The organism is Nocardiopsis sp. LDBS0036 (genome assembly GCF_041228755.1).
GTDB lineage: Bacteria > Actinomycetota > Actinomycetes > Streptosporangiales > Streptosporangiaceae > Nocardiopsis > Nocardiopsis dassonvillei.
This window is the reverse complement of the sequence record NZ_CP141103.1, coordinates 4,034,530-4,048,917: the sequence shown is the minus strand read 5'-3', so window position 1 is coordinate 4,048,917 and position 14,388 is coordinate 4,034,530. Positions and strand designations below refer to the sequence as shown.

The following is a 14,388-nucleotide window of genomic DNA, read 5'->3' as shown; positions in this document are numbered from 1 at the left end:
CCCGCCCGGCGCGGATGCTCCGCCGTCCCGTGGTGTCACCGGCGGGCGCGATCCGGGATCCCGACCGGTGTGGACCCCGCCACCTGGCGGTGCTGCGGGCGCCGCCCCGGGGCCCCGGCCCGGCGCGGGAGTTTCAGTTCCCGGTCCGGGCGCCCCGGTGCTCCGGCATCCGGAAGTAGATCATCGGGTTGTCCGTGCTGGTGCGCACGGGCTCGCCCAGCCCCAGCTCCTCCCGCAGCTCCAGGAGGGCGGTGTAGGGCGCGGGGGCCTTCTTGCGGGAGGGGGTGAAGAAGTCCGTGCCGTTCTCGCGCAGCCACGACAGCACCACGGCGCCCTCGGTGAAGGGCAGGGCGCGCTTGCCGTGGAAGACGTCGTGGACGCTGACCGGCGTTCCCGGGGCCACGCGCGGGAACAGCGACTCCAGGTACCACCTGGCGAACCGGCCGTTGTGCGCGGCGTCCACGAACAGGTACCCGATCCCCTCGGGGACCTGGGACATGTTCTCGCGGATGTCGCCCTTGTGGAACTCCCACCGCCCCAGGGACAGCTCGGAGGGCACGTTCGCCACCACGTTGTCCACGATGTCGAAGGAGTGCAGCGTCCCCCCGCCGTTGTCGCGCAGCGCGGACAGGATCCACGTGGTGGACCAGCCGTGGAAGGTCCCCAGCTCCATCACCGTGTCCGGCCGCGTCTCGCGCAGCAGCAGGTAGGTGATCTCCGCCTCCAGGTCGTCCAGCTGCGGCGTCATCCGCCCGCGCGTGCGGCGGAGGAACTCGCGCTGCGCGTCCCGGACCTTCGCCAGGGGGTCCCGGTACCTGCGGTACAGGTCCCCGATCAGCGCCAGGTCGATGTCTCCCATACCGTCCCCACTCCAGTGTCGCTCGATGGTCGCTCTGCGTGAACGCGCGCTTCAACCTACCCGCGACCCGGGGCCCCACACCGCTTCACGACGCCCTTCGCGGCGCGATTCCCGGACATTCTCGCGCATCCTCCTCCCCAGGTAGGAGGTTCCGTCGTCCGGACGGCTCCGGCCGGTCCGCGGGAGGGGCGCGTATTTCCTCCTCCGGACCGAAGCGCCGTGAGCGGGGCCGACCTAGGGTCGGGAGCGTCGGCAGGGAAGAGGGGACCGCCGGGACCCGCCCGGCACGCGACGGGGAGGACCGATGGCCGCCACCGGCGGGACGGGCACGACGGCCCGGACGGACGCGAGCACCGCCTCCGGCGTCCTGGACGCGGCCCTGGCCTGGCTCACCGACCACGCGGAGTGGTTCGGGCCGCGCTGGGACGACCACTTCCCGCCGCGCGACTTCGCCGGGGCCACCGTCATGGAGCTGCTCATGCTCTGCCGCCTCCTGCGCCGGACGGATCCGGCCCCGCCCGGAGCCGCGGGACTGGAGCGCGCCGCCGCGGAGCTGGCCCGGGACGCGGTCGCCGCGACCGCCCCCGGCGGGGAGGGCGAGAACCCGCCCTACCGGCTGTGGACGGCGGCGCTGCTCGCCGACCTGGGCCGTCCGGCGGACGGGCCCCTCGCCGACGCGCGGGCCCTGGCCGAGCGGCGGCCCCCGCGGCCCCCCGGCGCCGGGGCCTCGCCGGTCCTGGCCCTGGAACTGCGCCACATCCTCGACCTGGCCGGGCTCGCCGCCCCCGCGGACCTGCCCGGCACCGCGCCGCTCTACGACGCCTGCGTGGCCGAGCACGCGGGCGGCACCGGCGAGTACGACGCCTACGGGGTCACCCACGCCGTCCTGTACGCCACCGACTTCGGGGCACGGCCGCTGCCGGGGGACGCCGCGCGCATGGGGCGCGTGCTCGACGGCCTGCTGCGCGCCTACCTGGACGAGGACCATCTGGACCTGACCGCCGAACTGCTCCTGTGCGCGCGGATCGCCGGAGGGGTGCCGTCCGCGCTGGAGCGGCGGGCCTGGGACCGGCTGGCCCGGGCCCAGCGCCCCGACGGCTCCCTGCCCGGTCCGCCCTTCGACGCCGGGGTCCTGGCCGGGCGCACGGGGGAGCGGGCCACCGCCTACGTCTTCCGCACCTGCTACCACACGACCCTGGTCACCGCGATGGCCGCCGCCCACGCCGGGGCGTCCGCGCGCCCGTGAGCGCGGGTCCCGCGACGAGAGGAGCACGTCCATGGCCGACGCCCCGACACCGTCGGCGTGCCCCGTGAGCCTGCCCACCGCACGCGAGCACGCCCTGGACCCGCCGCCCCGCTTCGCCGAACTGCGTGAGAGGTCGCCGATCACCCGGCTGGCCCTGCCCGACGGGACGCGGGGGTGGCTCGTGACCGACTACGAGTTGGCCTGCGACGTCCTGGTGGACCAGCGCTTCAGCGCGCGGCAGGACATCCGCGTCCCGCCGCCGGGGCAGGCCCCGGCGCCTCCCGCGGCGCCCGGCTTCTTCGTGCGGATGGACGCGCCCGAGCACACCCGCTACCGCAGGCGCCTGGCCGGGCAGTTCACCCGGCGGCGGATGCTCCTGCTGGAGTCGCGCATCGGGGAGATCGCCGAGGAGCACGTGGAGCGCATGCTCTCGGCGGGCGCGCCCGCCGACCTGGTGACCGACTACGCCCTGCCCGTGCCGTCGCTGGTCATCTGCGAGCTGCTCGGTGTGCCCTACGGGGAGCGCGAGCGGTTCCAGCGCGACACGGCGGTCGCCTTCGACGTGGGACAGCCCCGGGAACGGGTCTCGGCGGCGCTCGCCGACCTCAACGCCTTCCTGGCCGACCTGGTGCGCCGCAAGCGCCGCGAACCGGGGGAGGACCTGCTCAGCGGGTTGCTGGACGCCCCGGACCTGACGGACGAGGAGGTCGCGGCGATGGCCTTCCTGCTGCTGGTCGCCGGGCACGAGACGACGGCGAGCATGCTCGCCCTGGGCGCGTTCGCCCTGCTCACCCATCCCGGACCGTGGCGCGGGGCGCTCACCGCTACCGACCCGAAGCCGATGACGCGGCTGGTGGACGAGCTGCTGCGCTATCTGACGATCATGCAGTTCGGGGCGATGCGGGTGGCCCGCGAGGACCTGGAGGTGCGCGGGGAGCTCGTCCGGGCGGGGGAGGCGGTCGTGGTCTCCCTGGCCGCCGCCAACCGCGACCCGCGGGCCTTTCCCGGCCCCGACGTGCTCGACCCGGGGCGGGAGCGCCCCATGCACCTGGCCTTCGGCCTGGGCGCCCACCACTGCCTGGGCCACCAGCTGGCCCGGACGGAACTGCGGCTGGGGTACGGCACGCTGTTCCGGCGGATACCGGACCTGCGCCTGGCCGTCCCGCCGAACAGCGTTCGTATGCGCGACAGCTCCGCGGTCTACGGGGTGCACTCCCTTCCGGTCGCCTGGGGCGAGTGAGGAGCCGGCCTTCAGGGACGGGATTCCAAAAAGAGGGGAATTCCCCGTCCGATACCCACGGCGATCTCCTATGGAAAAGGAAATGGTTACGGGTTGAAGCCGCCGGGCACGGCGGGGCCTGCTTGGACGCGTTTGTCCGCAGAACGGGGAAATGAGGATCCCGGCGCAATGCTCGGACCTCGGTGATCGGCGGACACGGGCCGTGACCGTTTTTTTCGGTTTTATTCTCCGATGGCCACATGCGGCCATGGGCGAAGGGTTTGTCCGTAGGGGATCGGGGATTTAAGAACGGCTGGCTTCTTTCCAATGGACAACCCCGGGTTCCCCCGCCCCCACACCCCGGAGGTTTCGCACGAAAAGGGGACAGGTCCACTGATTACCCGCGTACTGATTATCGGTGACCAGGACGTAGTGAGGCTGGGACTGTGTACGGCCTTCGAAGCGACACAAGACATCAAGGTGGTCGGAACGACCGGCGACCTGCGAGTGGCGGTGGCCAGGGCGCGGCAGCTCCGTCCCGACGTGGCCGTCGTCGACATGGCGGCGCTGGGGGAGAGGGGGAACGAGGTGGTCCGCGAGCTCTCGGAGCTGGACGACCCCCGCGTTCGCGTCCTCGCCCTGGCGGTGCCCAGCGACAGGGACAACCTCGTCAGCTGCCTGCGGGCCGGCGCCTGCGGCTACATCCTCACCGGAAGCGACATGTCCGTCATCACCGACGCCGTGCGCTCGCTCCGGGAGGGGCACACCGTGCTCGACCCGGCCGTGGTCGGCACGGTCGTGGAGGAGTTCGTCCGCTACGAGGCGGCGGTGTGCGTCGGGGCGGACGACCCGGACTCGTGCTGGAAGGAGCAGTTCACCGACCGCGAGAAGGACGTGGTCGCGCTGGTCGCCACCGGCGCCAGCAACGCGGAGATCGCCGGGGTCCTCGGCCTCTCCGAGACGACCATCAAGTCACACGTGTCCAGCGTCCTCGCCAAGCGGGGGCTGCGCAACCGCGTCCAGCTGGTGGTCTGGGCCTTCCGGAGCGGACTCGTCCCGGTCCGTGGCAGGGACGCGGTGCTCTAACGGCGCCCGCCGCCGGAGGCGGGCGGAACGGCAGTCCAGACGCGCGGTGCCGGCGGAGGGCCGCCGCGCGACCCCCTGACCCCGGGTGCTCCGGTCCTCAGGACCCCTCGGCGCCCCGGGCGGAGCGCGACTCCACCAGGACCCGGACGCCGTCCAGGACGCGTTCGAGGCCGAACGCGAACTCGTGGTCGGACGAGTAGACCGTCCTGTGCTCCCTGCCCACCGTGCTGCCCACCCGTGAGGCGAGCGGGTAGTCGCTGTCCCGTGTGAACGCCGCGAGCAGCGGGCCGTGGGTGCTCCACCACTGGCCGTCCGTCATCCCCGTGGCCCGTTCGGTCTCGCTGACCGCCGCGGCCTGGCTGGCGGCGCCCTCCGCGTAGCTGTTGACCAGGCTGACCGTGGAGTCCATCTCGACGTCGGACAGTCCCAGGCCGTCCACGGCGGACAGCTCGTACTCGTACTTGGCGATGAGGTGGGGGCCCAGGAGGCGGCCCCGCGGGGTCTGGAGCATCCAGGGGTGGCGCAGGAGCAGCCGCCAGTTCGCGTACGCGACCGCGCTCAGCCGTTCGCGCCAGTGCTCGGGGCGCTCGCCGTCCGCGTACATGTCGGCGTAGGCGGCGTCGAGCATGAGGTCGACCAGCTCGCCCTTGCCGGGGACGTAGGTGTACAGGGACATGGTCCCCACGCCCAGGCGTTCGGCGACCTTGCGCATGGACAGCGCGGCGAGACCTTCGTTGTCGGCCATCTCCGAGGCCACGGCAACGATCCGGTCCACGCTCAGGTCCGGTTTGTTGCGGCGGCTGACGGGCTCCTGGGTCCGCCACAGCAGGGCGAGACTGCGCGCGGGGTCGCCGCTCTTGGTGTACTGCGTGGGCATCGGCCGTCCTGCTCTCGGTCCGGTGTCCGGCCAGTCTAGGGCGTGTTCCACGGGCGCACGCCCCGCTGCGCGGCGTCGCGGGGGAGGCCGGGGCGTCGGGGGGTTCGGGAGGGCCGGACCGCGTCCGGCCGGGGGGGGGGCGCCCCGGCCGGACGCGGCGGTCCGCGGGTCGGTCCCGCGGGCGGAAGGCGTCCGCCCGAGCTGCCGGACCCGTCAAGGGCCCCGCCCGGTCAAGCCCGTGGGCGGAAGGTGCCCGCTGGGAATGTCACCGAGACCGTCGTCCCGCGGTCAGGACCGCGGGCGGAAGGCGTCCGCGTTCTCCCCGACCCACTCGGCGAAGGTGCGCGCGGGCCTGCCCGTGACCCGCTCGACGGTGTCCTGGACCCTGGTGCCGACCTCGGGCGGGTCGGTGGCCAGCTGGAGGCCGAAGGCCACGTACTCCTCGTCGTGGCCCAGGGCGCGCAGCCGCTCGGCCTCCTCCTCCAGGGTGAGGCGGACCAGCCCGACCTCGCGGCCGATCCCGCGCGAGAGCACGGCCACCCGCTCCGCCGGGGTCAGCGCCTCGGGGCCGGTGAGGGGGTAGGCGCGGCCGCCGTGACCGTCCCCGGTGAGGGCGGTGACCGCGACGGAGGCGATGTCGGCCTCGTGGACCAGGGCGCTGGGCGCGGTGCGCGCCTCGCGGACCACGCCCTCCGCGCGCACGGAGCCGGCCCATTCCAGGGTGTTGGCCATGAACTCGACCGGCTGGAGCAGGGTCCAGGCCAGGCCGCTCGCGGCCAGGGCCTCCTCCACAGGTCCCGGGTAGAAGTCGCACAGCACCGACACCCTGCGCACGCCCGCCTTCTCGGCGAGTTCGACCAGGCGCGGCGCCGAGGTGAGGGGGCTGTAGTCGTCCCCGCCGAAGGTGATCAGGTGCAGCCCCGTGACCCCTTCGAGGTGCGGGGCGAGGCCGTCCGGGTCGGTGAGGTCGCCGCCGACGACCTGCGCGCCCTCGGGCAGGCGGGCCCGGTCGGGGGAGCGGGTCAGCGCGCGTACGGGGTGTCCGGCGCCGAGCAGCTGCCCGACGACGTGGCGGCCGACGTTGCCGGTGGCTCCGGCGACGAGGAAGGTCATGGCTCTCCATCCGTGCAGTGGGGGATCCAGGTTTTCCGTAAGTCGTACAGTACGGTGTACGGGAACGGTGTGCAAGAGGAGGCGCGGTGCCCGGGGGAGCAGGGGGTCCGCGGGCGGTGCCGTGCTTTCCTGCCCGCCTGGGCCGGACACCGGGCCCGCCTCGGCGATTCCGCGTCCGGGCCGGGTTCAGGGCATGCGGAAGGCGCCCCGGGCGGCGGGCTCTCCCGCGTTCGGTCCGGGGCGCTGGGGCGGCGCCGGGTTCAGGACCTGCGGACGAAGGCGCCCCGGGCGGCGGCCTCGGCGGTGACCAGGGCGGCCAGGTCCAGGTCGGCGGACGTGACGGGTTCGCGGCTGACGAAGAGGCGGTAGTAGACCGGTGCGATCGCCGAGCGCACCACCTCCTCGGCGTCGGTGCCCTCGGGGGCCTCGCCCCGGGCGACGGCCTCGGTCACCAGGACGGCGGCGCGCGCGTGGCGGTCGGCCATGAACACGCGCAGTGCCCCGGCCACGCGCGGGGAGGCGAAGGCGGCCGCGATGGAGGCCGCGGACATCGCGCCCTCGGGGGCCTCGGTGAAGCCGTGCAGCACGGTCGCGTTGAGGGCCCGCAGGTCGGTGCGCAGGGAGCCGGTGCGCTCGGGTTCCCAGTCGCGGGTGGTGGACCACTCCAGCGCCGCGGACAGGAGTCCGTCCACTCCTCCCCAGCGGCGGTAGACGGTGGCCTTGTGCACGCCGGAGCGGGTGGCGACGCGTTCGGCGGTGAGTCCTGCGTAGCCGTGTTCGCCCAGCTCGTCGAGGGTGGCCTGGAGTACGGCGGCGGTGTTGCGCGCGGTGCGGCCGCCGGGTCTCGCGGCGCCCGGGGTTTCCGTGTCAGAGGTCATAACGCAACTCTAGTTGCATTTGCTGTCTTCATGTGCCATGCTCCTTATCGCGACAATAGTCGCATCAAGCCCTCTCGAAGGAGGAGATCACGATGGACCGATTCCGCCGCACCCAGGGTCCCCGGCAGTTCTCCACCACCATCGAGAGGTCCGCATGTCTTCCGCCTTCTCCGTCGTCTGCGCGGGACTGTCCTTCGCCTGGCCCGACGGCACGCCCGTCCTGACCGGTCTGGACGCCGCCTTCGGCACCGGGCGGACCGGGCTGGTCGGCCGCAACGGCAGCGGCAAGTCCACCCTGCTCCGCCTCGTCGCGGGGCGGCTGACCCCGGCGTCGGGCACGGTGTCCGTGGACGGCGACGTCGGCTACCTGGACCAGGGACTGACCCTGGACACCGGCCGCACCGTCGCCGAACTGCTGGGCGTCGACCGGGCCCGCGCCGCGCTGCACGCCATCGAGGCGGGCGAGGCCACCGAGGCGAACTTCGCCGCCGTCGGCGAGGACTGGGACGTGGAGGAACGCGCCCTGGCCCAGCTCGAACGGTTCGGCGTCGCCCTGACGGGGGACGCCCCGCTGGACCGCCCCGTCGGCACCCTCTCCGGAGGGGAGGCCGTGCTGGTCGCGCTCGCGGGGCTGGCGCTGCGCCGCCCCGCCGTCACCCTGCTGGACGAGCCCACCAACAACCTGGACCGCCGCGCCCGGGAGCGGCTCCACGACGCGGTCGCGTCCTGGCAGGGGGTGCTCGTCGTGGTCAGCCACGACCGCGAACTCCTGGAACGCGTCGACCAGATCGCCGAACTCCGGGAAGGGAGGGTGCGCGTGTGGGGCGGCAACTACTCCGCCTACACCGAGCAGCTCGCCGCCGAGCAGGAGGCGGCCCGGCGCATGGTGCGCGTGGCCGAGGCCGACGTGCGCCGCGAGAAGCGCCAGCTCGCCGACGCCCAGGTCAAGCTGGCCAGGCGGGTGCGTTACGGCAAGAAGATGTACGACACCAAGCGCGAGCCCCGCGTGGTCATGAAGCAGCGCAAGCGCGACGCCCAGGTGGCGGCGGGCAAGCACCGCGTCATGCAGGAGGCCAAGCTGGTCGGGGCCAGGGAGGAGCTGGGCCGGGCGGAGGACGCCGTCCGCGACGACGACGCCATCCGCGTCGCCCTGCCCGGCACCGGGGTCCCGGCCGGACACGGCGTCCTGGAGCTGGGCACTCCGGGCGGCGGGCGGCTGTACCTGCGCGGGCCCGAACGGGTGGCGCTGGTCGGGCCCAACGGGTCCGGCAAGACCACCCTGCTGCGGGCCGTGGTCGGCCGGGGGCGCCACCCGCAGGCCGAGGTGGTGCACGCCGCCGACCGGATCGGCTACCTTCCGCAGCGGCTGGACGTGCTGGACGACGGCCTGAGCGTGCTCGACAACGTGCGCGCGGCGGCGCCCTCCGCCACGCCGCACCGGGTGCGGGCCGGTCTGGCCCGCTTCCTCATCCGCGGGGACCGGGTGGACCAGAGGGCGGGCGACCTCTCCGGCGGCGAGCGGTTCCGGGTGGCGCTGGCCCGGCTGCTGCTGGCGGACGAGCCTCCCCGGCTGCTGGTGCTGGACGAGCCCACCAACAGCCTCGACCTGGACAGCCAGCGGCAGCTGGCCGAGGCCCTCGCGGACTACCGGGGTGCCCTGCTGGTGGCCAGCCACGACCACGCGTTCCTGCGCGAGGTCGGGGTGGGCCGCTGGTGGCGGACCGAGCGCGGTCACGCCCCGGTGGAGGTGTCCGGGGCCGACTGACGGGGGGACGGCGGCGGGGCGTCGACGCCCCGCCGCTGCCTCGTCACCGAGCCGACGCCGAGCCGCGGCCGGGCCATGGTCGGGCCGCGGTCGGAGCGGTCGGCGGCGGTCAGGCGGGCTTGGCCGGGCAGGCGACCAGGTGGTCGTCGACCACGCCCACGGCCTGGAGGTAGGAGTAGACGATGGTGGTGCCCACGAAGGTGAAGCCGCGCTTCCTCAGGTCCCTGCTGACCCGGTCCGACAGCGGGGTGCTCACCGGGACCTCGGAGGGTTCGGTGAAGCGGTTGACCACGGGCGTTCCGTCCACCCAGCCCCACAGGTAGGCCGCGAAGGTGCCGTACTCCTCGCGCACGTCCCCGAAGGCCCGGGCGTTGCGGGGGAGCGAGGCCACCTTGAGCCGGTTGCGGATGATCCCGGCGTCTTGGAGGAGCCGGTCGGTGTCCTCCTGGCCGTACTCCGCGATCCGCTCCCGGTCGAAGCCCTCCAGGGCCCGCCGGTAGTTCTCCCGCTTGTTGAGCACGGTGGACCAGGACAACCCGGCCTGCGCGCCCTCCAGGACGAGCATCTCGAACAGGTGCGCGTCGTCGCGGGAGGGCCTGCCCCACTCGTGGTCGTGGTAGTCCCGCATCAGCTCGGAGGACCCCCGTGCCCAGGCACAGCGCTGGTCGGACATGGCAGCTCCTCGGGGCCGGCGGCGGTGGTCGCCTCCATGGTGCCGCAGGTCGGAGACAGTCCGGACGCGACCTCCGGTCGGGGCACGGGGGCGCAAAGTCCCTTGTGGCCGGAACCGGACACGCGCGAGGATCGGTCCGTCACCTAGGATGAGCAAGGTATCTCGACGTAGAGATATCTGGTGTCGGCGCCGTACCCGGCTCCGCGCGCCTCCCCCGACCCCCCGGAGGTCAGCGCACGTGAGTGCTCTGGAGATCACGAACCTCAGACGTGTCTACCGGCGCGGGGGAGGTGAGGAACTGGAGGCGCTGCGCGGCGTCAGCCTGGAGGTCCCCGAGGGCGAGGTGCACGGCCTCCTCGGCCCCAACGGCGCGGGCAAGACCACGCTGTGCAAGATCATCTCCACCGTGCTGCTGCCCACCTCCGGCACCGTCCGGGTACTCGGCCACGACGTGGTCACCGACACCGCCAGGGTGCGGAACTCCCTCGGCATCGTGTTCGGCGGCGACAAGGGCGCCTACGACCGGCTCACCGCCCGGCAGAACCTCACCTTCTGGGCCGGGGTGTACGGCCTCCGGGGCGCCCGTCGGCGCGGTCGGGTGGACGAACTCCTGGAGCGGATGGGCCTGGCCGACCGGGCGGACGAGCGCGTCGGCGCCTTCTCCCGGGGCATGAAGCAGCGCCTCCACCTGGCGCGCGGCCTGGTCTCCGACCCCGGTGTGCTCATCCTGGACGAACCCACGGTCGGCATGGACCCGGTGGCCGCCCGTGACTTCCGGGCGCTGGTCGCGGAACTGCGCAGCGGCGGACGCACCATCCTCATGACCACCCACGACATGGCCGAGGCGGCGGCGCTCAGCGACCGGGTGTCCCTCATCGACCAGGGCGGCCTGGTGCTCACCGAGAGCCCCGAGACCGTCGGTCGCCTGGTCTCCTCCTACGAGCGGGTGGACGCCCGCGGCGTGCCCGGCCCCCTGCGGGAGCGGCTGGCGGCCCTGCCCGGCGTGGTGTCGGTTCAGGAGGCGGACGGCGCCGGGATCCGTGTGGAGACCGACGACCCCGACGCCACACTCGCCGTGCTGCGCGTCCTGGTGGAGGCCGGGATCGGCGACGTGTCGCGGAGCCACCCGAGCCTGGAGGAGGTCTACCTGCACCTGGTCGGGGACCGGGGTATGGCGGTGGACACGTGAGGTCCCTCGCGCTCGGCTTCGGCCTGGGCTTCTCCTTCCAGACCCGGCGGATGGCCGGGAGCGTGGACAGCTACTTCGCCCTGGTCGGAGTGCCCTTCTTCACCGCCGTCTTCCTGTCGATGGTCCTGTACTCCGGCCGTACGGACCTGGCCTCCTACACGGTGGTGGCGCCCACGCTGATGACCCTGTGGACCGCGGCGCTGATGTTCGCCGGGGAGATGATCAGCGACGACCGGGACAACGGCCGCCTGGAGCCCCTGGTGGCCTCGCCGGTGTCCGTCCCGATGCTGGTCTTCGGCCGCCTGTGCGGCGCGATGCTGGTCTCCGTTCCCGCCTTCGCGCTGTCCGTCGGCGTGGCCGGGCTGCTCTTCGGCTTCTGGGTCACGGTCCACCACCCAGTGGTGTTCGTGCTCGCGGCCGTGGCGACCGCCCTGTCCACCGCGGCCACGGCGACGGCGCTCTCGGCGCTGTTCATCGCCGCGCCCGGGGCCCGGATCGTGCAGAACACCCTGTCCATGCCGGTGTTCCTGCTCAGCGGCGTGATGGTCCCGGTGGCGCTCTTCCCCGGCTGGTTGGAGGGCCTGAGCCGGGTGCTCTACCTCTCCTGGGGAGCGGACCTGATGCGCGACGCGCTCGAACCCGGACCGGTGGAGTCGGTCGCGCCGCGGCTGGCCGCGGTGGTGCTCCTGGGCGCACTGGCCCTGGCCTTCGGATCGGCCACCCTCGTCCGCTTCCTCCGGCGCGCCCGCGCCGAGGGAACCCTGTCCCGGATCTGAGGGGGAAGCCGTGATCACGCACGCCGCCACCACGGTCCGCCGGGCCGCCGTCCTGGCCCGCGCCGACATGTCCTTCGTCTACACCTGGCGGACCTGGCTCTTCGGATGGCTGGTCCGGCTGCTGACCCAGGTGGTCTTCTACAGCCTGGTCGGGGTCCTGGTCGGTGACCCCGAGTTCACCGCCTACGTCGTCCTCGGCGCCGCGGTGCTCATCTGCGTGTCCGAGACGATGCTGGCCACCGCCTCGACCTGCTGGGACAAGCACCAGGGAACGCTGGGTCTGCTGGCGGCCTCCCCGGTCGAACCCGGCCTGTTCTTCTTCGGCCGCAGCCTCCAGTGGCCCGCCTCCGCGACCGTCACCACGTCGATCGCCCTGCTGGCCGTACCACCCTTCTTCGGGGTGGTCTGGGAGCCGTGGCAGGTGCCGGTCCTGGTGGGCGTCGCGGCGCTGACCGCGCTGAGCAGTTACTGCATGACCCTGCTCCTGGGGTCGGTCGCGCTGGTCTTCTCCGAGGCGCGCAACGTCATCAGCACCATCGCCACCCTCTACGTCACCGCGTTCTGCGGGGCGATGGTGCCGCTGGAGTACTGGCCCGCCCCGGTCCGGTGGATAGCCCAGGCGGTGCCCGCCACCCACGGCCTGGAGGCGGTCCGGCTGGTGGAGGGCGGCGGTACCGCCGTCCAGGTCCTGACGGCGCTGGGTGCGATGGTGTTGGCGGCCCTGGTCTGGTTCACGGCGGCCTTCTTCTCCTTCCGTCTGGTGTTCGCCCGTGCCCGCGCCGGAAGGAGCGTCCTCGACTGACACGGACCCTCCGGTCCCGGGCGAGGCGTCCCGGACGCTGGCCGACACCGGGGCCCGCCCCGCCTGCCGAGCGGGTGAGCCGCTCCGTCCGACCGCGAAGGACCGCTGCGTCCGGGGGGTTCAGGCGGTGCCGTGCCAGGATCTCCACAGGGCCGCGTAGGCGCCGCCCGCGCCCACCAGTTCGTCGTGGCCGCCCAGTTCGGTGATCCGGCCGTCCTCCACCACCGCCACCCGGTCGGCGTCGTGCGCGGTGTGCAGCCGGTGCGCGATCGCGATCACCGTCCTGCCCTCCAGCACCGCCGCGAGGGAGCGCTCCGCGGCCCGGGCGGTGGTGGGGTCCAGCAGCGAGGTGGCCTCGTCGAGCACCACCGTGTGCGGGTCGGCCAGCACCACCCGGGCCAGGGCAAGCTGCTGTGCCGCCGCGGCGTCCAGCGCCGTGCCGCCCGCGCCCAGCTGGGTGTCCAGCCCCTCCGGCAGCTCCCGCGGCCAGTCCGCGTCCACCGCCTCCAGCGCGGACAGCAGGTCGGCGTCGTCGGCCTCCTCCGAGGCCAGGGCCAGGTTCTCGCGCAGCGTCCCCGCGAACACGTGGTGCTCCTGATCGACCAGGACGATGCGGCGGCGCAGCTCCTCCGGGCCCAGGTCGGCCACGGGCACCCCGCCCACCAGCACGCTCCCCGAGTCCGGCGCGTCCACCCCGGCCAGCAGCCGCCCCAGGGTGGTCTTGCCCGCCCCCGAGGGCCCCACGACCGCCAGCCGTTCACCGGGCCGCACCGTCAGGTCGATCCCGCGCAGGACGTCCGTTCCCGTCACGTAGGCGTAGCGGGCGCCGCGGACCTCGATCCGGTCGTCGGCGGGTGTCGGGGCCGCGCACACCGGAGCCGCCACCCGCCCCACGCCGCGCACCCGTGCGAACGACGCCCCGCCCCGCTGCAACTGCTCCACCCAGTACATGATCCCGCTGGCGGGCTCCTCCATCTGCCGCATGTAGAGGCAACAGGTCACCACCACTCCCAGGCTCACCCCGCCCTCCAGGTGGAGCAGACCGCCGCCGAGCAGCACCACCACGGCGGGCAGGGAGAACGCGGCGTCGGCGACGGGGAACAGCACCGATCTCAGGCGCAGGGTGCGGCGTCGCGCCCCGTACAGCTCCAGGGTGTCGCGGTCGGTACGGGCCACCCGCTCCCGGCGCAGCCCCAGCGCCTCCACGGTGCGCCCGCCCTCGGCGGTGGCGGTCACCCCCGCCAGCGCGGTCGAGGTGGCCGCCCCCTCCGCCAGGTAGGCGGCGCGCGACCGGCGCAGGTACCAGCGCAGCGCCCACCAGAGCGGAGGCACCACCACCAGGACCAGCACGCCCAGGGACGGGCTGAGCCAGAACACCGCGGCCAGCAGGAAGAGGATCTGCAACAGGCCCGGGAACACGTCGGGGGCCGCGCTGCGCAGGGTCGTCGCGATCACCCCCATGTCGCCGGACGCCCGGTTGGTGAGGTCCCCGGTGCCCGACCGCTCCACCACCCGGGCGGGCAGGGCCAGGGCCCGGTCCACGAACTCCTCGCGCAGCCGCGCCAGCGCCCGCTCCGCGAAGCGGAACGCGCCCAGCCGCGCGTACCGGGTCAGCACCAGCTGAGCCAGCGCGCAGGCCAGGACGGCGGCGGCCAGCCCGTCGACCGCCGCGACGGTGGCCCGCCCGGCCTCCAGGAGGTCGATGATCCGGCCCAGCAGGTAGGGCCCGGCCAGCCCGGCCGCACTGGCCAGGCAGGTCAGCACGAGCGTCGCGGTCAGTCCCGCCCGGTCGGCCGACACCAGCCGCCAGGCGTCCCGACGCGCCTGGGCGGGCTCCGCCACCGGCAGCCGTTCCTCCTCCCCGGCGCGCATCCCGTGCCCGCCGCCGACCCGCCCGGTTCCCGT

Annotated in this window: 13 protein-coding genes; 7 read left to right on the top strand and 6 right to left on the bottom strand. The window is 73.9% G+C overall.

Translation table 11 applies throughout. The features are described 5' to 3' along the window. Positions 1–133 precede the first annotated feature (133 nt). Positions 134–859: a class I SAM-dependent methyltransferase gene (locus UIS43_RS17090; RefSeq protein ID WP_013155684.1), complete on the bottom strand. Its 726-nt coding sequence runs from the start codon at positions 857–859 to the stop codon at positions 134–136. Between the two features lie 304 nt (positions 860–1,163). Between UIS43_RS17090 and UIS43_RS17085 the strand changes: the two genes are divergently transcribed. From UIS43_RS17085 to UIS43_RS17075, 3 genes are all read left to right on the top strand, one after another. Continuing rightward, positions 1,164–2,105 (top strand): hypothetical protein, encoded by a 942-nt coding sequence (locus UIS43_RS17085; protein ID WP_013155683.1) that lies wholly within the window; start codon positions 1,164–1,166, stop codon positions 2,103–2,105. A gap of 31 nt (positions 2,106–2,136) precedes the next feature. Next, positions 2,137–3,345, top strand: coding sequence for a cytochrome P450 (locus UIS43_RS17080; protein WP_071623052.1), 1,209 nt, complete (start codon positions 2,137–2,139; stop codon positions 3,343–3,345). 372 nt (positions 3,346–3,717) lie between these two features. Further along, positions 3,718–4,410 carry a LuxR C-terminal-related transcriptional regulator gene (locus UIS43_RS17075; RefSeq protein WP_210745652.1) on the top strand — a complete coding sequence of 231 codons (693 nt, stop codon included), beginning with the start codon at positions 3,718–3,720 and terminating at the stop codon, positions 4,408–4,410. Between the two features lie 97 nt (positions 4,411–4,507). On the opposite strand, the gene UIS43_RS17070 is transcribed toward UIS43_RS17075, so the two are convergent. From UIS43_RS17070 to UIS43_RS17060, 3 genes are all read right to left on the bottom strand, one after another. Next, positions 4,508–5,287 (bottom strand): TetR/AcrR family transcriptional regulator, encoded by a 780-nt coding sequence (locus UIS43_RS17070; protein WP_013155680.1) that lies wholly within the window; start codon positions 5,285–5,287, stop codon positions 4,508–4,510. 288 nt (positions 5,288–5,575) lie between these two features. Beyond that, a complete protein-coding gene (locus UIS43_RS17065) occupies positions 5,576–6,400 on the bottom strand; it encodes an NAD(P)H-binding protein (protein WP_071623050.1) in 825 nt (274 codons plus the stop codon). Positions 6,401–6,660: 260 nt separating this feature from the next. Further along, a complete protein-coding gene (locus tag UIS43_RS17060) occupies positions 6,661–7,278 on the bottom strand; it encodes a TetR/AcrR family transcriptional regulator (RefSeq protein ID WP_370010817.1) in 618 nt (205 codons plus the stop codon). A 154-nt stretch (positions 7,279–7,432) separates the two neighbouring features. On the opposite strand from UIS43_RS17060, the gene UIS43_RS17055 reads away from it, so the two are divergent. Continuing rightward, positions 7,433–9,043 (top strand): ABC-F family ATP-binding cassette domain-containing protein, encoded by a 1,611-nt coding sequence (locus UIS43_RS17055; RefSeq protein WP_370010815.1) that lies wholly within the window; start codon positions 7,433–7,435, stop codon positions 9,041–9,043. Between the two features lie 109 nt (positions 9,044–9,152). Here UIS43_RS17055 and UIS43_RS17050 read toward each other — a convergent pair whose 3' ends face one another. Beyond that, a complete protein-coding gene (locus UIS43_RS17050; protein WP_071623047.1) occupies positions 9,153–9,716 on the bottom strand; it encodes a DNA-3-methyladenine glycosylase I in 564 nt (187 codons plus the stop codon). A 238-nt stretch (positions 9,717–9,954) separates the two neighbouring features. Here UIS43_RS17050 and UIS43_RS17045 point away from each other — a divergent pair, with 238 nt between their 5' ends. The 3 genes from UIS43_RS17045 to UIS43_RS17035 are packed head-to-tail and all read left to right on the top strand — an operon-like array spanning position 9,955 to position 12,483. Then, positions 9,955–10,905, top strand: coding sequence for an ATP-binding cassette domain-containing protein (locus UIS43_RS17045; RefSeq protein WP_370010813.1), 951 nt, complete (start codon positions 9,955–9,957; stop codon positions 10,903–10,905). Then, the gene (locus UIS43_RS17040; protein WP_370010811.1) at positions 10,902–11,681 is read left to right on the top strand and encodes an ABC transporter permease; all 780 of its coding nucleotides are present in this window, start codon (positions 10,902–10,904) and stop codon (positions 11,679–11,681) included. Before UIS43_RS17045 ends, UIS43_RS17040 begins: the two co-directional genes overlap by 4 nt. Positions 11,682–11,691: 10 nt before the next feature. After that, positions 11,692–12,483, top strand: coding sequence for an ABC transporter permease (locus UIS43_RS17035; RefSeq protein WP_370010810.1), 792 nt, complete (start codon positions 11,692–11,694; stop codon positions 12,481–12,483). Positions 12,484–12,603: 120 nt separating this feature from the next. On the opposite strand, the gene UIS43_RS17030 is transcribed toward UIS43_RS17035, so the two are convergent. Next, positions 12,604–14,355 (bottom strand): ABC transporter ATP-binding protein, encoded by a 1,752-nt coding sequence (locus tag UIS43_RS17030; RefSeq protein ID WP_370013260.1) that lies wholly within the window; start codon positions 14,353–14,355, stop codon positions 12,604–12,606. Between the last annotated feature and the right edge of the window lie 33 nt (positions 14,356–14,388).

Coding starts and splice junctions, on each gene's coding strand:
- UIS43_RS17090 (WP_013155684.1), bottom strand. CDS start 859: ATGGGAGACATCGACCTGGCGCTGATCGGGGACCTGTACCGCAGGTAC.
- UIS43_RS17085 (WP_013155683.1), top strand. CDS start 1,164: ATGGCCGCCACCGGCGGGACGGGCACGACGGCCCGGACGGACGCGAGC.
- UIS43_RS17080 (WP_071623052.1), top strand. CDS start 2,137: ATGGCCGACGCCCCGACACCGTCGGCGTGCCCCGTGAGCCTGCCCACC.
- UIS43_RS17070 (WP_013155680.1), bottom strand. CDS start 5,287: ATGCCCACGCAGTACACCAAGAGCGGCGACCCCGCGCGCAGTCTCGCC.
- UIS43_RS17065 (WP_071623050.1), bottom strand. CDS start 6,400: ATGACCTTCCTCGTCGCCGGAGCCACCGGCAACGTCGGCCGCCACGTC.
- UIS43_RS17060 (WP_370010817.1), bottom strand. CDS start 7,278: ATGACCTCTGACACGGAAACCCCGGGCGCCGCGAGACCCGGCGGCCGC.
- UIS43_RS17055 (WP_370010815.1), top strand. CDS start 7,433: ATGTCTTCCGCCTTCTCCGTCGTCTGCGCGGGACTGTCCTTCGCCTGG.
- UIS43_RS17050 (WP_071623047.1), bottom strand. CDS start 9,716: ATGTCCGACCAGCGCTGTGCCTGGGCACGGGGGTCCTCCGAGCTGATG.
- UIS43_RS17030 (WP_370013260.1), bottom strand. CDS start 14,355: ATGCGCGCCGGGGAGGAGGAACGGCTGCCGGTGGCGGAGCCCGCCCAG.